The organism is Pseudomonas fluorescens, from assembly GCF_019212185.1.
Classification (GTDB): Bacteria; Pseudomonadota; Gammaproteobacteria; order Pseudomonadales; family Pseudomonadaceae; genus Aquipseudomonas.
The window spans coordinates 5,962,487-5,981,292 of record NZ_CP078138.1 but is presented as its reverse complement, the minus strand read 5'-3'; the positions used below and the strand labels follow the sequence as shown (position 1 = coordinate 5,981,292).

Genomic DNA, 18,806 nt, shown 5'->3' with positions numbered 1-18,806 from the left:
ACAGCATCTGTACCCGAGCACTTAACGCGCTGCCCCTTTTGGGCAACGCGGTTCCATAAAAATAACAGCGAGGTGAAAGCATGTCTGGCAATCGTGGTGTGGTGTATCTCGGCGCGGGCAAGGTCGAAGTACAGAAAATCGACTATCCGAAAATGCAGGATCCACGCGGCAGGAAGATCGAGCACGGTGTGATCCTGCGTGTGGTGTCCACCAATATCTGTGGTTCCGACCAGCACATGGTGCGCGGCCGTACCACCGCCCAGACCGGCCTGGTGCTGGGTCATGAGATCACCGGTGAAGTGATCGAGAAGGGCAGCGACGTCGAAAACCTGAAAATCGGCGACCTGGTCTCGGTACCCTTTAACGTTGCATGTGGGCGCTGCCGTTCCTGCAAAGAGCAACACACCGGCGTCTGCCTGACCGTCAACCCGGCGCGTGCTGGTGGTGCTTACGGCTACGTCGACATGGGCGACTGGACTGGCGGCCAAGCTGAATACGTGCTGGTGCCGTACGCCGACTTCAACCTGCTGAAACTGCCGGATCGCGACAAGGCCATGGAGAAAATCCGCGACCTGACCTGCCTGTCCGACATCCTCCCTACCGGTTACCACGGTGCCGTCACCGCCGGTGTCGGCCCGGGCAGCACCGTATACATCGCTGGCGCCGGCCCAGTCGGCCTGGCCGCTGCCGCTTCGGCACGCCTGCTGGGCGCTGCGGTGGTGATCATCGGCGACGTCAACACCATCCGCCTGGCCCACGCCAAGGCCCAGGGTTTTGAAATCGTCGACCTGTCCAAAGACGCACCGCTGCACGAACAGATCGCCGCACTGCTGGGCGAACCGGAAGTCGATTGCGCCGTTGACTGCGTGGGCTTCGAAGCCCGTGGCCACGGTCACGACGGCGTCAAACACGAAGCCCCTGCCACCGTACTCAACTCCCTGATGGGCGTCGTCCGTGTAGCGGGCAAGATCGGCATCCCCGGCCTGTACGTTACCGAAGACCCGGGCGCAGTCGACGCTGCGGCAAAAATGGGCAGCCTGAGCATCCGCTTTGGCCTGGGCTGGGCCAAATCCCACAGCTTCCACACCGGCCAGACCCCGGTGATGAAGTACAACCGCGCACTGATGCAGGCGATCATGTGGGACCGCATCAACATCGCTGAAGTGGTGGGTGTGCAGGTGATCAGCCTGGATCAGGCGCCTGAGGGGTATGGCGAGTTCGATGCCGGCGTGCCGAAGAAGTTTGTGATTGATCCGCATAAGATGTTTAGTGCGGCGTAACGCTCAGGCGTAACCGAAAAGGGTGACTTCAAGTCACCCTTTTTGCGTTTTGCGACTTTACTGCGAGGGGCTGGCTTGCAAGCGGCGGCCGATAACGTTGAGCAGGTCACAGCCGTCGCGCAGGGTCACGGCCAGCAATTGGGCGAAGTCGCGGGGGACGATCGTATCGTTGCTGCGATGCGGGTCCGCGGCGAGGTGTTCCAGCCATTGGGTGACGGTGCGGATGCGCTGGGCGGCGTTTTCGTGGAGGACGTCGAGGGGCGCCTGGGTATCGATCAGCAGGGCGGCGGGGGTGCAGTCGATGCTGGTGGTGGGTTGGTAGCGATGCATGGATAAATTCTCCGGTATGGGTCCATTGCAAAAGTGCATGGAGCCTTCTCCGTTGTTTTTCCGAGTCGCCAAACCCGAGTCGCCATGTGGGCGACGGCGGGACTATAGGCGCCCTTGCAGCCAGCAACAATAAGCAGCGGCGCCAAAACCTGTCAGACAAACGCTGAACTCTGTAGGAGCGAGCCTGCTCGCGAAGAACCTGAGGCCGCCGCGTGCATTCAGGATGACCGGGTTATCGTTTTTCGCGAGCAGGCTCGCTCCCACAGAGAAGCGGACATCTGCCTCCAATGACCACCCGGCAGAAATCCTACGTCAATTGCGGAACAATCCCCGCTGTTTTTGAGTCAAAATGCCAGCTTTGCGCCCGTTCCAGGGCATTTTCAGGTTCAGGAGTTTTTGATGAAAATTGCACGCGGTTTTGTTCTGGCTTCGCTGATGACCGTGGCGGCCGGCCCGGTGTTTGCCGGCTTCAGCCTCAACGACGTGGCGGGCGCGGTCGCCGGTATGCAAGGTGGCGACAAGGCGGCAGCCGCTGCACCGACGCCGCAGACCGCCGAACTGTTGGGCGCCCTGACTGCGCTGAACGTCAAGCCGGAACAAGCCATCGGTGGCACCAGCGCGATGCTCGGCCTGGCAAAAAACAAGTTGAGCGCCAATGACTACGCCGAATTGGCGAAGAGCGTACCAGGCATCGACAAGCTCTCCGGTGGTGCCGGCAATCTTGGCGCGCTGGCCGGTATGCTCGGATCGTCGGGCAAGGCCGCAGGCCTGGAAAATGCTCTGGGCAACGTCAAGGATACCAATGACCTGAACACCGCCTTCAGCGCCCTGGGCATGGACAGCGGCATGGTCGGTCAGTTTGCCCCGATCCTCCTGCAATACCTGGGTAACCAAGGCGTCGCCGGCAACCTGTTGACCAGCCTGGGCAGCATCTGGGGCGTGTAATTCGCCTCAGTCACGCTCGGCGCGCAAGGCGTCGATGCGTGCGTCTTTCTCGCTCCAGAGCTGGTTGACCCAGTTCTGGAGGCGCTGGCGAAATGCCGGATCGTTTTCGTAGTTGCCCTGCCACAGCGCCGGGTCCAGCTCACGGGTCTTGATGTCGATGATCACCCGTGGCACCGCGCCGCTGATCAAATCCCAAAACCCCGGAATCTTCGCCTGTGGATAGACCACGGTGACGTCGAGCATGGCGTCCAGTTGTTCGCCCATCGCCGCCAACACAAACGCCACGCCACCGGCCTTGGGTTTGAGCAAATGCTTGAACGGCGACTGCTGCTGGTCGCGTTTAGCCAGGGTAAAGCGGGTGCCTTCGAGGTAGTTGACCACGGTCACCGGCTGGCGCTTGAACAGTTCGCAGGCAGCTTTGGTGATTTCCAGGTCCTTGCCTTGCAAGTGCGGGTGCTTTTGCAGGAAGGCCTTGCTGTAGCGCTTCATGAACGGGTAATCCAGCGCCCACCAGGCGAGGCCGAGGAACGGCACCCAGATCAGTTCCTTTTTCAGGAAGAACTTGAAGAACGGCGTGCGCCGGTTGAGGGTCTGGATCAGCGCCGGAATGTCGACCCATGACTGGTGGTTGCTGACCACCAGGTATGAGGTGTCGACCTGCAGGCCTTCGCCGCCACGGATGTCCCATTGGGTGGGGATGCACAGGGCGAAAATCAGCTTGTCGATTTCCGCCCAGGTTTCGGCGATCCACATCACCGCGCCGCTGGCGACATCGCGGCCACGCCCGGGCAGGACCAGTTTGAGCAGGGCAAACAGCAGCAGCGGGCCAATCAGGACCAGGGTGTTGAGCAACAGCAGGAGGGTGACGAAACAGCCGGTGAGCAGGCGGCGCATAGGGAACTCTTGCAAGCGGGTGGACGGGGCATGATAAGCAGCTTCGGCGATTAGGCCAAATCAGCGGGCTGACGAATGTTTCACAGGGGCGGGGGTATGTTGGGGGGATGCCATCCAAAGAACGAACCAATCCATTTCAGACGGTCTAAAATCCCGCTGTCCTACTTTCAGGGAATCCACCACGTGAAATCCGTTCTCGCACTGTTATCCCTCCTGGCCCTCCCGGTGATGGCCGCCGAGCCGACCCTGTATGGCCGCTACGAATACATCAAGTTGCCGGAAATCGGCGGCGAGGTGCTTAAGGCCAAGATGGACACCGGCGCCCTGACCGCCTCGCTGTCAGCCAAGGACATCGAAACCTTCACCCGCGATGGCGAGGATTGGGTCCGCTTCCGCCTGGCCACCAAAGATGCGAGCAACAAGGTCTACGAACATAAGATCGCGCGGATCAGCAAGATCAAGACCCGCTCCGAAGAGGACGAGGACGAAGAAGTAGCGGCACCGAGCAAACGTCCGGTGGTCGATCTGGAACTGTGCCTGGGCGACGTCAAGCGCACGGTCGAGGTCAACCTGACTGACCGCAGCAGCTTCAACTACCCGCTGTTGATTGGCGCCAAGGCGCTGCGTGAGTTTGGCGCGGCGGTGAATCCGGCTCGGCGGTTTACGGCGGATAAACCGGGGTGTTAATTGAGCGTGTCGGACAATTCTAAATTTTATATTTGTACACTCTGACCGGATCGTATATCGGTGACTTGTGTAGTGAGTTTGGTTATGTCCTTATTGACTTGGTTTAGCAGCACTTGGCGACGCAGTATATTTATTTCATCACGGTCGGTAACCAGTCTGCTAAATATCCTGTCTCTCGTGGCGGTAAGGCTGGCTAGTTTTTCGCTGTCAGTTTTATTGCCTTTGACAAAAGCTGGTAGTTGTAGGGTGCTGTCCGGCTCTTTGGAATAGTTAACTGCTCCAACCGCTCTACTTGTTCCTGGCTTGGGGCTTGTCTGACGCCCTGTGAAGTCTGTGCTTCTGAATTTTCTACGGTCAGTCTCCGCTTGTTTTTTTAAATGTTCGAGGACTGTGGGTTGGGAGTGATGGTGAACGGGAGCGCTTTGAGGCGGCGGCATTGAATCGATACTAGCTGTAGTCGCGGTAACTGGATTTTTGACTTTGGCAGGTCTGAGTTTGCTGGGCGTTCTTCCGAACTTATTCGCAATACCCTTCAATAGTCTCATGACGACATTTGATCTGTGTCCGGTCGGATCACTCCGATTCACCGGATCCCCCTCGCAATACCCATACGCATTCAACCCACCCTCGCCAAACGGACTCCAACCATCCGGACTGTTAAACCGCATCAACAGCGGATTGAACTGCCGATAGCCATTACCCAGATGATAATGCCCGGTCACCGGATCGGCCCGTTCGCCGTTGAACCCGAGCAGGCTGAGCAAACCACTTTGCGCCGCACGATGGCCGTAGGGTGAATAAGCGAGAGGGTGCAGCCGTGCGGCGTCGAGGGCGTTGAGCACCGAGCGCTGTTGATCGCTCGCCAGCAACAGGGTGGTTGCATTTGCGCCTACATGATTTCGCTGAGCCAACAATTGGTCGTCGTGCTGGAAGAGGCTCCACCGCGCAGCACCCTGGATTTCAGTAACCAAGCGGCTTTTGCAATGAAAGCGCTGGTGGGCGGGTTGCAGAACTATCGTACAGCCGCACTGACGGTCCAGAGGGTCGTAGTGATAGCGGCACAATTCGGTCTTATCGGAGTGTTTAGTCATGGGCGAGGCTCCGAGCAGCAGCTAACCAGCAATGCTTTAAGCATCGGCGCTCTATCAGCCTTTGCCTACTATCAGAACTGCTAGGTATTACAGACCGAGCCGCCATTTCAGATTTGTCCGATTGACGCCACCTGCCACCTGGGGCACCGTTCGCCCACCTCACCACCGGGCCCGGATGCCATGCCTCATATCCTGATTGTCGAAGACGAAGCGGCGATTGCCGACACCCTGATTTTCGCTTTGCAGGGCGAAGGCTTTACCACCACCTGGGTCAGCCTGGGATTGGCGGCGCTTGACCTGCAGCGGGAGACACCGGCTGATTTGATCATCCTCGACATCGGCCTGCCGGACATCAGCGGCTTTGAAACCTGCCGCCAGTTGCGCCGCTTCAGTGAAGTGCCGGTGCTGTTCCTGAGTGCCCGCGATGCCGAGATCGACCGGGTGGTGGGCCTGGAAATCGGTGCCGACGATTACGTGGTCAAACCCTTCAGCCCACGGGAAGTCGCGGCGCGGGTGCGGGCGATTCTCAAGCGCATGGTGCCGCGTGCGGGGATCGAGTCCAGCAGTGCTTTGTTCGTTATCGACAGCGACCGGGTGCTGATCACCTATCGCGGCCAGTCGCTGAACCTGACCCGTCACGAATTTCGCCTGTTGCAGTGCTTGCTCGAGCAACCCGAACGGGTGTTCAGCCGCGAGCAATTGCTCGATGCGCTGGGGGTCGCCCGCGATGCCGGGTATGAACGCAGCATCGACAGTCACATCAAGAGTGTGCGCGCCAAACTGCGTCTGGTGGCGGCCAATGCCGAGCCGATCCAGACCCATCGCGGCCTCGGCTACAGCCACAGTCCGAGCCACAGCTGATGCCCCTGGCGATCCGGATTTTTCTGGTCTACCTGCTGTTCGTTGGCCTCACCGGTTACTTCGTGCTGAACACGGTGATGGAAGAAATCCGCCCCGGCGTGCGCCAGTCCACCGAGGAAACCCTGGTGGACACCGCCAACCTGATGGCGGAAATCCTGCGGGACGATTTCAAGACCGGCACCCTTAACCAGAATCGCTGGCCGGAACTGCTCAAGGCTTACGGCGAGCGCCAGCCGGCGGCGAGTATCTGGGGCCTGGCGAAAAACCAGGTTAACCATCGGATCTACGTCACTGACGCCCAGGGCATCGTGGTGCTGGATTCCAGCGCAGCGGCCGTGGGCCAGGATTACTCGCGCTGGAATGATGTGTACCTGACCTTGCGTGGCGAATACGGCGCGCGCTCGACCCGCAGCGATCCTGATGACCCGGCTTCCTCGGTGATGCACGTCGGTGCGCCGATTCGCGACAACGGGCAGATCATTGGTGTCGTCACCGTGGCCAAACCCAACAGCTCGTTGCAGCCCTATGTCGACCGCACCGAGCGGCGCTTGCTGGGCTACGGTGCTGGGTTGATTGGCCTAGGTTTGTTGTTCGGCGCGCTGTTGTCCTGGTGGCTGAGCCGTGCATTACGTCGCTTGACCGCCTACGCCCAGGCGGTCAGTGAGGGCCGTCGCGCCGAGCTGCCGCATTATCGCGGCGGCGAGTTGGAGCAACTGGCGACGGCGGTGGAGCACATGCGCACTCAGCTGGAAGGCAAGGCGTACGTCGAGCGCTACGTGCACACCCTGACCCACGAATTGAAAAGCCCGCTGGCAGCGATTCGCGGTGCTGCCGAATTGCTGCAGGACGAAATGCCGGCTACCCAGCGCCAGCGTTTCGTCAGCAATATCGACAGCGAAAGCGCGCGCATGCAGCAGCTGATCGAACGCCTGCTGAACCTCGCCCAGGTCGAGCAACGTCAGGGTCTGGAAGAGCGAGTGACGGTGCCGCTGGCGGCCCTGGTGGATGAGTTGCTCGACACTCAACACGCGCGCATCGAGCGTAAACAATTGCGCATCGAGCGGCAGATTGCCCCCGACCTCAACCTGCTGGGCGAAGCCTTTCTGCTGCGCCAGGCGCTGGGCAATCTGCTGGAAAACGCCCTGGATTTCAGCCCACCCCATGGTGTGTTGCGCCTCAGTGCGCAGCGGCAGGGCGCGCAGATCGAGTTCAGTCTGTTCAATCAGGCCGAGCCGATTCCCGACTACGCCCTGGCGCGCTTGAGCGAACGCTTCTACTCGCTGCCGCGCCCGGACAGTGGACGCAAAAGCACCGGCCTGGGGCTGAATTTTGTCGAGGAGGTGCTGCAACTGCACGGCGGTAGCTTGCAGATCGGCAACGTCGCAGGCGGCGTCGAAGTGACGCTGCGCCTGCCGGCCTGAGGCTTCTCCACAGACTCTGCACACTGTCTGCATAAAGCCTCCACACAGACCGCCCAGACTCTCCCTCATTCGAACAGGGAGAGCCCACATGAACCGCAGCCTGGCTATAAAACTCGGGGCCATTGCCCTATTGATTCTGTTGTTGCTGATCCCGCTGTTGATGATCGGCGGGGTGATCAGCGACCGGCAGCAACTGCGCGATGGCGTGCTCGACGACATCGCCCGCAGCTCCAGCTACAGCCAGCAACTGAGCGGGCCGTTGCTGGTGGTGCCGTATCGCAAGACCGTGCGTATCTGGAAACTCAACGAAAAAACCAATGAGCGCTATCAGGAGCCGAGCGAGGAAAGCGGGCGGCTGTACTTCTTGCCGGAGCGCTTCGAACTCAATGGCAATGTCAGCACCGAGCTGCGCGCCCGGGGCATTTATGAGGCGCGGCTGTTCCATGCCGAGAACCGCATCAGTGGGCATTTCACGCTGCCGGAGCGCTTGGGGATCAAGCAGGATTTTGCCGATTACCAATTCGAGCAGCCCTATCTGGCGGTTGGCATCAGCGATATTCGTGGCATCGAAAATGCCTTGCAGCTTGAACTCGGGACCCAGCGTCTGGACTTCGTGCCGGGCAGTCAGGTGGGTTGGCTGGGGGAAGGGGTACACGTCACGTTGCCGGCGCTGGATGCGAGCAAGGTCACAGAATTGCCGTTTGCCTTCGACCTGCGGCTGCAGGGCACCGGGCAATTGCAGGTGACTCCGGTGGGCAAAACCAGCCAGGTAAAGTTGGCCGCCAACTGGCCGCATCCGAGCTTTATCGGCAACTACTTGCCGGCCCAGCGCGAAATCAGCGCCGAGGGTTTTAATGCGCAATGGCAGACCTCGTTTTTCTCTACCAACCTGCAAGAGGCGCTGGATAACTGCGTGGCCTTCGCCCGCTGTGAAGCATTCAAGGGCCGAAGTTTTGGCGTGAGCTTTATCGACCCGGTGGACCAGTACCTCAAGAGCGACCGGGCGATCAAATACGCGCTGCTGTTTATCGTCCTGACCTTTGCCGGCTTCTTCCTCTTCGAAGTGCTGAAAAACCTGGCGGTGCACTCGGTGCAATACGCCTTGGTCGGGGTGGCGCTGGCGTTCTTCTACCTGCTGTTGTTGTCGCTGTCCGAGCACTTGGGTTTCGCTCTGGCTTACCTGTTGTCGGCCAGTGCCTGCGTGTCGCTGATCGGCTTTTACGTCTGCCACGTGCTGCGCAGCGTGGCCCATGGCCTGGGGTTCTCGGCAGGATTGGCGGCCTTGTACGGTCTGTTGTTTGGCCTGCTGAGTGCCGAGGATTACGCGCTGTTGATGGGTTCGTTGTTGCTGTTCGGGTTGCTCGGCGTATTCATGGTGCTGACCCGTCGGCTGGATTGGTATGGGGTAGGTAAAACGAGCAAGACGCAGGTGGCGGCATGAGCCGGTCGCTGGGCTTGCGTGAGGAGCGGGTGCAGGTAGCGCGATTGCTGCTGCACATCAGTGGATGGTTGGTGGCGCAGCGCGGCGTGCCGTTGCCCGACACGTCGCGCTGCGACCGGAGAATTACACCTTCGGTACCGTCGCCAGCATCGACGGGCGCTGGCTGACTTCGAAATACCAAGCCGCCAGTTGCGGTTGGGCGTCGCGCCAGTGCAGGTCGGGGTGGCGCAGGTCGAGGTAGCCCAGGGCGCAGGCGACGCTGATGGCGGCGACGTCGAAGTGGCAGGTCAGTTCGGCGATGGCGTCGGCTTCGAGCACCGCGAGGGCGCGGCGGATTTTTTCGCGCTGGGCGTCGAGCCATTCCGGCCAGTGTTTTTCCGGGGCGCGCAGGGCCAATTCGTAGCGCACCATTACCGCCGCATCCATGATCCCGTCGGCCAGTGCCGCCAGGGTCAGACGCCGCCAGCGGGCTGTGCCTTCGGCGGGGATCAGCGGATTGCCGACGTGTTGCTGGTCGAGGTAGTCGAGGATCACTCGGCTGTCGTACAGCACGTTGCCGTCGGCCAGGCGCAGCGCCGGGATCTTGCCCAGCGGGTTGTCCTGGTTCAATACCGGGTCGGGGCTGACCGGGCTCAGTTGGCTGAGCTGCAGCGCGACGCGGTCGGTCTGCCCGGTCTCGTGCAACAGCACCATCACTTTGCGCACGAAGGGCGAGGCGGGGTTGTGGAACAGGGTCATGCTGGGCGTGGACATGGCATTCCTCGGCGGTCATCGGGGAGCAGAGGGGTAGGGTAAACAGTTGCGGGTTGGCTGGCGAGGGGGCGTTCGATCGCGATCAACATTGTAGGGGCGATGGTGGGCCAGGTGGACCTTGGTGTCCGCTTCGCTGGCAAGCCAGCTCCCACAGATCACCTGCGCCGCAACAATCCGCGCAGCCCCAGCACCGCTGGCACACCCAGGCCCAACCAACTCAGGCCATCCCAAATGCCGTCGCCCAGCAGCGCTGAAAACAGCCCGGCGGCGCTGAGGAGGGCGATTACCAGTGGGGTGGTGAAGACTTTCCAGAAGTTCGACTGGCGCGGTCTCATGCCGGGGCCTGCGCTTTTATCGGCAGCGGTTTCGCCGCCTTGCGCCGCACGATCCACAGGTACAGGCCACTGCCGAGAACAATGATGGTCAACACATCCAGTGCCGCCCAGAGGATCTTCATCGGCATGCCGCCGTAGTCGCCAAAATGCAGGGGTTGCGACATGCCCATGGCGTCCATGTACCAAGGCCGTTCAGCGATGGCGGTGACGTTGAGGGTGCTGGCGTCGATCAGCACCGGGGTCAGCAGGTGCGAGGTCAGGTGGGTGCTGCCTTTCATGAACACCGCGTAGTGGTGCTCGCTGGAGAAACGGGTGCCGGGGAAGGCGATGAAGTCCGGTGTCATCTCCGGCGTGGCACGCTTGGCGATGTCGAGCAGTTGGCTGGCGGGGGCCAATTGGGTCAGCGGTGGCGCGTCGCGATAGGGTTCGATCATCGCGCTCAGGGCTTCGTTGCGCCAGGCGGCGATCAGCAGGTCGGCGCAGGCGCTGATGACTCCGGTGACGCCCACCACCAAGGCCCAGGTCAGCGTTACCACGCCGATCAGGTTGTGCAGGTCGAGCCAGCGCACGCGGGTGGATTTGTCCTGACGCACGGTGCCGAAGTTCAGGCGGCGCATGAACGGCAGGTACAGCACCGTCCCCGAGATTATCGCGATGACGAACAACAGGCCCATGAACGCCAGCAGCAACTTGCCGGGCAGGCCGGCGAACATGTCGACGTGCAGACGCAGCATGACCATCATCAGGCCGCCATTGGCCGAGGGCATTTCCACGGCCTCGCCGGTGCGCGCGTCGAGCATGAACGTGTGGGACAGATTGGGCTCGGTGCCGGCGGTTTTGGCCATGATCGCGATCACGCCATTGGGGTCTTCCTCATCCCAGCCAAAGTACTGCATGACCTCGCCGGGACGATGAGTCTCGGCCTTGGCCACCAGTTGCTGCAGGTCGAGGTGCGGGGTGTCGGCGGGCATTTGCCGAAGCTCAGGAGCATCGCCGAGCAGGTGATCAATCTCGTGATGAAAGATCAGCGGCAGGCCGGTCAGGGCCAGCAGCAACAGGAACAGAGTGCAGATCAGGCTGGTCCAGGTGTGGATCAGGGACCAGCAGCGGATGGTTTTGCTTTTCATCTCATGGCCTTTGAAAAGACCAAAGCCGCCTAGGGAAGGCGGCTCGGTCGTGACGCTGATGACGTCAGTGGATTACCACTTGTAGGTGGCGCTGGCGACGACGCTGCGCTCGTCACCGTAGTAGCAATAGAAGCTGTCGCAGGTGGAGATGTAGTCCTTGTCGAACACGTTGGTGGCGTTGAGCGCGACCGAGGCACCTTTGAGGCTGTTGTCCAGGCGACCGAGGTCGAAGTGCACGGCGGCATCGAACACGGTGTAGGCGTCGGCCTTGCCCAGCCAGGTGTTGGCCTGGTCGCCGTAGGTGTTGCCGGTGTAGCGCGCACCGCCGCCGACGCCGAAACCGTCGAGCACGCCGCTGTGCCAGGTGTAGTCAGTCCACAACGAGGCTTGCTGGTTCGGCATGAGTTGCAGGCGATTGCCTTTGTAGATGCCCTCTTGGACTTCGGACTTGGCCAGGGTGTAGGCGGCAATCACTTTGAGGTTTTCGGTGACGTCGGAGACCGCTTCCAGCTCCAGGCCCTTCACTTTCACTTCACCGGTCTGGCTGGTGATGTTGACGCCGCCGACGTTGGTGGTGACGTCGACGTTTTTCTGGGTCAGGTCATACACCGCCGCGCTCAGCAGGGTGTTGGTGCCTGGTGGCTGGTACTTGATGCCCAGTTCCCATTGCTTGCCTTCGGTGGGTTTGAACGAGTCGTCCGGCGAAGTGCTGGCGTTGCTCGCCGGCTGGAACGATTCGGCGTAGGACAGGTACGGCACAAAACCATTGTCGAAGACGTAGCTGATCGCCGCGTTGCCGCTGAAGTTCTTGTTGCGATCGGTATTGGTCGCGTCGTTTTTGTTGAAGTACTTGGTGCCGGTGTGGACCCAGTCTTCACGCCCGCCGAGGGTCAGGCGCCATTGGTCGAGGGCCATCTGGTCCTGGACGTAGAGGCCGGTCTGGTAGGTCTTCTGGTCGTAGTCATAGAACGCGCTGGAGCGCGGCGGCCGGGTGATCGGCAGGCCGTGGGCCGGGTCGTTGACGTTGATCGGCGGCGCGCTGCCGAAGATCGAGGTGTAGTTGGTATTGGTGCGCTGGTGGTCGAGGCCGAGCAGCACGGTGTGGCGGATCTCGCCGGTGTCGAAGTCGGCCTGGAAGTTGTTGTCGACGGCGAACTGGCTGATGTCTTCGTCAGTGCTGGTGGTGGTGCGCCCGACGTTGCCTGCGTCATCCACCTCGGTGAACGGGTAGGAGCCGACAGTGATGGCCTGGAAGGAAAGATCCGACTTGGTGTAGCGCAGGTTCTGACGGAACTGCCAGACGTCGTTCAGGCGGTGCTCGAAGGCATAACCCAGGGCGTAGTAGGTCCGGTCGTAGTATTCCCACTCCGGATCGCCGAGGTTTTTACTGTGGGAGATATCGCCGAACGGCATGTCGATCTTGGTGCCCTGGATCGGCAGAAACTGGCTGGTGATCCCGGTGTCGTCGCGGGTGAACTGCGAGAGGAAGGTCAGCTTGGTGTCGGGGTCGATGTTCCAGGTCAGGCTCGGCGCGATGTTGTAGCGTTTGTCGGGAACGTCGTCGATCTGGGTGTCACTGTCGCGCACCACGCCGCTGAAACCGTAGAGGAACTGACCCTCTTCGTCGATCTTGCCGGTGCTGGCGAAGTTGATCTGGCGATGGTTGTCGCTGCCGTACTGGACCTGCACTTCACTGCTGGCTTCTTCACTGGGGCGCCGGCTGACCATGTCCAGCAGGCCGCCCGGTGGAGTCTGGCCGTATACCGAGGAGGCCGGGCCGCGCAGCAGGGCGATGCGATCGAGGTTCCAGGTTTCCATTTTCGGGTTGGCGTAGACGCCCTTGGGTAGCGGCAGGCCGTCGAGGAATTGGGTCGGCTCGAAGCCACGTACGCGCAGCCAGTCGGCACGGGTGTCGCTTCCGTAGCTGCTGGCGACGATACCGGGCATGTAGCGCACGGCGTCGTCGAGGTTTTGTACGGCGCGATCGTCCATTTGCTGGCGCGTTGCTACAGAGATCGAGCGCGGTGCTTCGAGCAGCGAGGTGTCGGTTTTGGTGCCGGCGGCGGTGCGAGTTGCGAGGTAACCGTCGACCGGGCCCCAGGCCGTTTCGCTGTTCTCGACACCAATCACCGCCGTTTCCGGCAACGCCAGCACACCCTCGGGCACCGCCACCAGGCTGTAGGTGCCGGCGCTGCTTTGTTCCAGCTGCAGACCGGTGCCGCGCAGGGCCTGGCTGAGGGCGCCAGCCGCGTCGTACTGGCCATTGACCGGGGCCGAGGTTTTACCGGCCGCCAGCGACGGGTTGAGGCTCAGCGCGAGTCCGGCCTGGCTGGCGATCTGGTTGAGGGTGGTGGCCAAGGGCGCGGCGGGCAGGTTGTAGGCACGCACACTGGACGTCTGCTCGGCGGCCAGCAGCAAGGTGCTGGTCAGCGGGGTACCGAAGGCAATGGCCAGGGCCAGCAGACTGGGGCGTAACAAGGTGTTTAGCGAGCGTGGCATACGGCGGCTCCTGAATGGAAATATTTCTCAATTGCCTGTGTGCCGAACGAAACTGAAAAAGTGATAGGGCAGGATGAAAATAATTTTTATTCCGCAAATAAGAGGCAGCAGATGCGGCGTGGCTGATGGCCTAAGCCGGCTCCTACAGTTCGCTAGCCCGAGCACCGACCGTCACCCACCACGCCGTATGTTTTTCGATCTGCACCGGCAAGGTCGGCAGCAGGGCGGTCAATGCCAAGTCGGTGTTGTGCAGCGGGAAGCTGCCGGTGATGCGCAGGTTGGCGACTTCCGGGGCTACGCCCAGGTGGCCGGGGCGGTAGCGGGCGAGTTCGGCGACCAGGTCTTCCAGGCGTGCGTTGTCCACCACCAGCATGCCGCGGGTCCAGGCGTCCGCGCCTGGGTTAATCGCCAGCAGCGGGCCGAGGCCGTCGGCGTGCATGAGCACTTGCTGCCCTTGTTTGAGAATCTGCTCGTCAGATCGGGTTTCGGGACGCGCAGCCACCGCTGACTGCAACACGCTCAAGCGCGTGCCTTGGTCTTCACGCTTGACCAGGAAGCGGGTGCCGAGGGCGCGCATGTGCCCGTCGCGGGTCTCGACGATGAACGGTCGGGCATCGTTATGCCCGGTCTCGATGAGTATTTCGCCTTCCTGGAGGACGATCCGCCGCTCTTTCTCATCAAAGCGCACGTCCAGTGCGCTGTGCGTATTCAGATTGATCAGCGTGCCGTCCGTCAGGCGCAGGGTGCGCTGTTCACCCGTGGCGGTGCGCTGGTCGGCCAACCAATAGTCGATCGGCAGATAACGCTCGCCGGCGAACAGCGCCACACCCAGCGCCAGCATCACGCTGGCCGCGCCACTGCTGATTTTTCGTACTCGACGTCGGATACTTTCGCGCGATTGCAACAGGGCGACCCGGGCCGGACCGCTGGCCACGCTGAAGCGCTGGTCGAGCATCCCCAGTTGGCGCCAGGCGCGGGCGTGTTCTTCGTGGCTGGCGTACCACTTGGCGAACTCCTCACGCTCCACCGGACTGGCGCTGCCGCCATCGAGGGTCAATTGCCAGGCGATGGCGGCGTCGAGCACCGCGGCCGAGACCGGCCGGGAACTGACCGGGCTCATGTCGGCTCGCCGTACAGCGCCACGTAGCACTGGCGAATGCCCTGGGCCAGATATTGGCGCACGCGGGGCACCGAGACGCCCAGGCGCTCGGCGATTTCGCCATGGCTCAGGCCGTCGAGACGGTTATAGAGGAAGGCTGCGCGGGCCTTGCTCGACAGTTTGCCGAGCAGTCGGTCGATGGCCTTGAGGTCTTCGAGGATCATCTGCTGTTCTTCCACCGAGGGGTGTTCCGCTTCGGGGATCAGCATCAATTCATTGAGGTAGGCCTGTTCCAGGGCGGCGCGACGGAAATGGTCGAACAGCAGGCCCTTGGCGATCGCCACCAGGAAGGCCCTGGGTTCGCGAGGAACGGTCACTGCCTCGCGGCCGAGCAGGCGGACGAAAGTGTCCTGGCTCAGGTCCTCGGCTTTGGAAGGGCACGCCACATTGCGCCGCAGCCAGGCCAATAGCCACGTGCGATGGTCGCGATACAACGCACCCACCAACTCACTCTGAGGGCTTGGGACTGACGACACGGCGCATTACCGATTGGGAAGGTTTAACTAACGAGAATAGTTCGCGATTGTCTCAGAGGCGGGGTGTGTAAGCAATTGGCGTTGGTCGGGTAGTTTGGAGGGGCGCTCCTACAAGGAAATTTAGAACGACGGCGCTTGCTGCCGCCTTTTCCACTGGCCAACGCGCTGCTGCAGGTTCAACGGGCTGTGAATCTGCTGGGCTTGGGCGCGGCTGAACAGGATCAAAGCCAGCTCGGCGGTGGCCATGGCGTCGGCGCTGGCGTTGTGGCGTTCGCTGACTTGCAGCTTGAACCAGTCGATCCAGTCATCCAGACCGGCCTCGCGGAGATGCGCCTGGGGGCAGACCAGTGGGGCGATCTCGGCAACATCGAGAAACGTATGTTGCAGGCGATACCCCAAGCTGTCTTTCAAGGCGCGTCCGAGCATGTGCTGGTCGAACGCGGCGTGGAACGCCAGCAGCGGGCTGTCACCGACAAACTCCATGAAATCGAGCAAAGCCTCGGCCGGGTCGCAACCGGCGGCAATCGCGCTGGGTCCCAAGCCATGAATCAGCACACTGGGGGCGAGCTTGTGTTCGCGGCGATGCAAGGTGCGTTCGAACTGCTGGCTGAAATCGATCGCCCCGTCTTCGATGACCACGGCGCCGATCGACAGCACCTGATCCTTGTTCAAATTGAGGCCGCTGGTTTCCAGGTCCACCACCACCCAGCGTTGTTCGCGCAGGCTGCAATCGGACAATGGCGCGGTGTCGGGCAATTGCACCAGGCGCTGTTGTTGCTCGACGTTCAGGGTCGGGCAGGGGGCAGGACGCAGCCACGAAAATAGCTTCATAGCTGATACCGCAGGGCCAGGCTGGCTTGCAGGCGCTGGGCCTGGCGCAGGGATTCGCGCAGGATGCGCCGGTCCAAGTGATTCAGGCTGTCCGGATCGACGCGGTTGGAGTAGGGCAGGTTTTCGCGGGTTTGCCGTTGATGTTGCTGCATGCGCGTCTGCTGGATGAAATGGTAGGCCTCTTCATAGGCGGCACCGTCCAGGGGATCGATGACTTCCCTGGCCACCAGTTGGCGAAAACGTTCCAGGGTGTTGTTGCTCTCGATGCCGTTGGCCAGGGCCAGCAGGCGGGCGCCGTCGACAAAGGGGGTGAGGCCCTGGACTTTGAGATCGAGGGTGGCTTTTTCACCGTTTTTCTTTGCCAGCACAAACTCGCGGAAGCGACCCACGGGCGGCCGCTGACGCAAGGCATTCTCGGCCAGCATGCGCTGGAACAGTCGGTTGTCGGCCACTTGGTCGAGGATCGCCCGGCGCAGTTGCTCGCAGCCCTGCTCGTCACCCCAGACCACCCGTAGGTCGAAATAGATACTCGAACCCAGCAAGTTCTCAGGCGTCGCCTCGCGGATAAACGCAGCGAAGCGGCGGGCCCACTCGGCACGGGACAGGCATAGCTCGGGGTTGCCGGCCATGATATTGCCTTTGCACAGGGTGAAGCCGCATAGCGCCAGGCTGTGGTTGATCTGTTGCGCAATGGGCAGCAGCCGGCCGCGGATCTCGGCGGCGTGCGCGGCATCGCGGGCCTCGAACAGCAGGCCATTGTCCTGATCGGTGTGCAGGGTCTGTTCGCGGCGGCCTTCGCTGCCGAAACACAGCCAACTGAAGGGAATCCCCGGGTTGCCTTTTTCCTGTAGGGTCAGTTCGATCACCCGACACACCGTGTGGTCGTTGAGCAGGGTGATGATCTGGGTGATCTGGGTCGAGGAGGCGCCGTGGGCCAGCATGCGCTCGACCAGTTGGCCAATCTCGCCGCGAATCGCTACCAGACTGTCGACCCGTGGCGCATTGCGGATGGTCCGTGCCAGGTGCACCAGGTCGACCCGTTGCAGGGAAAACAGATCGCGCTCCGAAACCACGCCGCACAAGCGCTGGTCCTTGACCAGGCAAACGTGGGCGATGTGCCGCTCGGTCATGGCAATCGCAGCGTCGAACGCGCTGTGGTCGGGACTCAAGTAAAACGGCGCCTGGGTCATGTGCCCTGCGATCGGTTGATCGAGGTCGCGGGCGCCGTCGGCCACCACCTGACGCAGGTCGCGCAGGGTGAAAATGCCGACCGGCGCCTTTAGATCATCAACCACCACAATGCTGCCCACCTGTTGTTCATGCATCAGGGTCACGGCATCGCGCAAGGGTGTGGTCGGACCACAGGTCACGGGGTGGCGCATGGCCAATTCACCGAGCCGGGTATTGAGTGAGTACTGAGTGCCGAGGGTTTCCACGGCTTTTTGCTGGACCTGCTGATTCACCTGATCCAGCAGGCTGCTGACGCCGCGCAGGGCGAAGTCGCGGAAGGTGCTGGACAGCGCAAACAGCTTGATGAAGGCGAGTTTGTTCAGTTGCAGGCAGAAGGTGTCTTCAGCGGCCAGGTGCTCGGTGCGGGTGGCGCGTTCGCCGAGCAGTGCTGCCAGTGGAAAACATTCGCCGGTGGTGATCTCGAAGGTGGTCTCGGTGCCGCCCTTGGCCGTGTGCGGACGCTCGCCGACCACCCGACCCTGCTTGACGATATAGAAGTGCTGCACGGCGCCGTCGGCAGGTTTGATGATGCTCTCGCCAGGCCCGTAGAAACGCAGTTGGCACTGCTCCACCAGATAGGCCAGGTGTCCGTGCTCCATCTGATTGAACGGCGGAAACCGCTGCAGGAATTGCAGGGTGCCCTGGATGTTTTGCAGCACCGCAGTTTTCCCTGCCTGGGTGAAGGCGTCCGTCTTGCTCATGACCGTTTTTCGATTTTGTTGTTGTGGGTAGCGGCCATGGTCGTCCCACGCAGGCAGGGTGCCCATTGGACGTAAGTCTAGGTCGGTAGATATCCACAGGCGTTTCAGTGCCATTGAAGGGGAGAAAACCTTTTCTGCGCCCTATTGGAAAAGTATCCGACGAAGCGCACATTTAAGCTCTGCCCAGCGATGTCTGACTTTTGTGCCAAGGGAACGAATCGAACCTTTAGAGAGAGCCATGTCCGACCACGATATTTTGAGCGACGCCGAGCGTGAAGCGCTGAGTGCGGTTATGCAGGAGTCGGATCTGCCGCCACAACTGCAACGGGTGCTGATTGTCGATGATGACCAGGACGCCCGAGAGTTGCTCGCGGAGGTCCTGGCCCTTGAGGGCATCCATTGTCTGACGGCGGAAAGTGGCGAGCGTGCGTTGAATCTACTGGAAATCACTCCCTCGATCGGGCTGCTGATCACGGATTTGCGCATGGGCCATGTCGATGGTCTGGATCTGATCCGGCAGATTCGTGAGTCAGTTAGGGCCGCGCTGCCCGTGATCATCGTTTCCGGCGATGCCAATGTTAAGGACGCCATTGCGGCAATGCATTTGAGCGTGGTGGATTTTCTGCTTAAACCCTTCGATACCGGCAAGTTGCTGGAGTTAGTCCGGCATGAGCTTGGGTTGACGCCGGCGCCATGAAAAAAGGCCCTGATCGAAAGATCAGGGCCTTTTGCTTACCGCATCAGC

The 18,806-nt window shown here is 61.4% G+C and carries 18 protein-coding genes; 7 read left to right on the top strand and 11 right to left on the bottom strand.

The genetic code is table 11. The features are described from left to right. The first annotated feature begins 80 nt into the window (after positions 1–80). Positions 81–1,280, top strand: a complete 1,200-nt coding sequence (gene fdhA, locus KW062_RS27020) for a formaldehyde dehydrogenase, glutathione-independent (RefSeq protein ID WP_027617107.1) — start codon at positions 81–83, stop codon at positions 1,278–1,280. Between the two features lie 57 nt (positions 1,281–1,337). Here the strand turns inward: fdhA and KW062_RS27015 are convergent, their stop codons facing one another. Then, complete coding sequence (locus KW062_RS27015; protein ID WP_027617108.1) at positions 1,338–1,610, bottom strand: hypothetical protein; 273 nt, start codon at positions 1,608–1,610, stop codon at positions 1,338–1,340. Positions 1,611–2,009: 399 nt separating this feature from the next. On the opposite strand from KW062_RS27015, the gene KW062_RS27010 reads away from it, so the two are divergent. Next, complete coding sequence (locus KW062_RS27010; RefSeq protein WP_027617109.1) at positions 2,010–2,555, top strand: DUF2780 domain-containing protein; 546 nt, start codon at positions 2,010–2,012, stop codon at positions 2,553–2,555. A 6-nt stretch (positions 2,556–2,561) separates the two neighbouring features. Here the strand turns inward: KW062_RS27010 and KW062_RS27005 are convergent, their stop codons facing one another. After that, positions 2,562–3,449 carry an acyltransferase gene (locus KW062_RS27005; RefSeq protein WP_105755185.1) on the bottom strand — a complete coding sequence of 296 codons (888 nt, stop codon included), beginning with the start codon at positions 3,447–3,449 and terminating at the stop codon, positions 2,562–2,564. 183 nt (positions 3,450–3,632) lie between these two features. Between KW062_RS27005 and rloA2 the strand changes: the two genes are divergently transcribed. After that, positions 3,633–4,136 (top strand): retropepsin-like aspartic peptidase RloA2, encoded by a 504-nt coding sequence (gene rloA2 / locus KW062_RS27000; protein WP_027617111.1) that lies wholly within the window; start codon positions 3,633–3,635, stop codon positions 4,134–4,136. Between the two features lie 26 nt (positions 4,137–4,162). On the opposite strand, the gene KW062_RS26995 is transcribed toward rloA2, so the two are convergent. Continuing rightward, positions 4,163–5,227 (bottom strand): RHS repeat-associated core domain-containing protein, encoded by a 1,065-nt coding sequence (locus KW062_RS26995; RefSeq protein WP_105755184.1) that lies wholly within the window; start codon positions 5,225–5,227, stop codon positions 4,163–4,165. A 180-nt stretch (positions 5,228–5,407) separates the two neighbouring features. Between KW062_RS26995 and creB the strand changes: the two genes are divergently transcribed. The 3 genes from creB to creD all read left to right on the top strand — a co-directional run bounded on the left by creB (position 5,408) and on the right by creD (position 8,950). Further along, on the top strand, positions 5,408–6,088 hold the full coding sequence (gene creB, locus KW062_RS26990; RefSeq protein ID WP_027617113.1) for a two-component system response regulator CreB: 681 nt from the start codon (positions 5,408–5,410) through the stop codon (positions 6,086–6,088). Then, positions 6,088–7,509, top strand: a complete 1,422-nt coding sequence (creC, locus tag KW062_RS26985; protein ID WP_027617114.1) for a two-component system sensor histidine kinase CreC — start codon at positions 6,088–6,090, stop codon at positions 7,507–7,509. Before creB ends, creC begins: the two co-directional genes overlap by 1 nt. 88 nt (positions 7,510–7,597) lie before the next feature. Then, complete coding sequence (gene creD / locus KW062_RS26980) at positions 7,598–8,950, top strand: cell envelope integrity protein CreD (protein WP_105755183.1); 1,353 nt, start codon at positions 7,598–7,600, stop codon at positions 8,948–8,950. Positions 8,951–9,073: 123 nt separating this feature from the next. Here the strand turns inward: creD and KW062_RS26975 are convergent, their stop codons facing one another. From KW062_RS26975 to KW062_RS26940, 8 genes are all read right to left on the bottom strand, one after another. Further along, on the bottom strand, positions 9,074–9,703 hold the full coding sequence (locus KW062_RS26975) for a glutathione S-transferase (protein ID WP_105755182.1): 630 nt from the start codon (positions 9,701–9,703) through the stop codon (positions 9,074–9,076). Positions 9,704–9,858: 155 nt separating this feature from the next. Then, positions 9,859–10,038, bottom strand: coding sequence for a hypothetical protein (locus tag KW062_RS26970; protein WP_027617117.1), 180 nt, complete (start codon positions 10,036–10,038; stop codon positions 9,859–9,861). Further along, positions 10,035–11,165, bottom strand: coding sequence for a PepSY-associated TM helix domain-containing protein (locus KW062_RS26965; RefSeq protein ID WP_105755181.1), 1,131 nt, complete (start codon positions 11,163–11,165; stop codon positions 10,035–10,037). The genes KW062_RS26970 and KW062_RS26965 overlap by 4 nt, the downstream gene beginning before the upstream one ends. Positions 11,166–11,237: 72 nt before the next feature. Continuing rightward, positions 11,238–13,664, bottom strand: coding sequence for a TonB-dependent siderophore receptor (locus KW062_RS26960; protein ID WP_105755180.1), 2,427 nt, complete (start codon positions 13,662–13,664; stop codon positions 11,238–11,240). Between the two features lie 142 nt (positions 13,665–13,806). After that, on the bottom strand, positions 13,807–14,784 hold the full coding sequence (locus KW062_RS26955) for a FecR domain-containing protein (RefSeq protein ID WP_027617120.1): 978 nt from the start codon (positions 14,782–14,784) through the stop codon (positions 13,807–13,809). Next, positions 14,781–15,299 (bottom strand): RNA polymerase sigma factor, encoded by a 519-nt coding sequence (locus tag KW062_RS26950; RefSeq protein ID WP_027617121.1) that lies wholly within the window; start codon positions 15,297–15,299, stop codon positions 14,781–14,783. The genes KW062_RS26955 and KW062_RS26950 overlap by 4 nt, the downstream gene beginning before the upstream one ends. 120 nt (positions 15,300–15,419) lie before the next feature. Then, a complete protein-coding gene (locus tag KW062_RS26945; RefSeq protein ID WP_027617122.1) occupies positions 15,420–16,130 on the bottom strand; it encodes a 3'-5' exonuclease in 711 nt (236 codons plus the stop codon). Then, entirely contained in the window at positions 16,127–18,061 is a 1,935-nt protein-coding gene (locus KW062_RS26940) for a putative nucleotidyltransferase substrate binding domain-containing protein (protein WP_027617123.1), read from the bottom strand. The genes KW062_RS26945 and KW062_RS26940 overlap by 4 nt, the downstream gene beginning before the upstream one ends. 238 nt (positions 18,062–18,299) lie before the next feature. Between KW062_RS26940 and KW062_RS26935 the strand changes: the two genes are divergently transcribed. Further along, a complete protein-coding gene (locus KW062_RS26935) occupies positions 18,300–18,758 on the top strand; it encodes a response regulator (RefSeq protein WP_027617124.1) in 459 nt (152 codons plus the stop codon). Positions 18,759–18,806 lie beyond the last annotated feature (48 nt).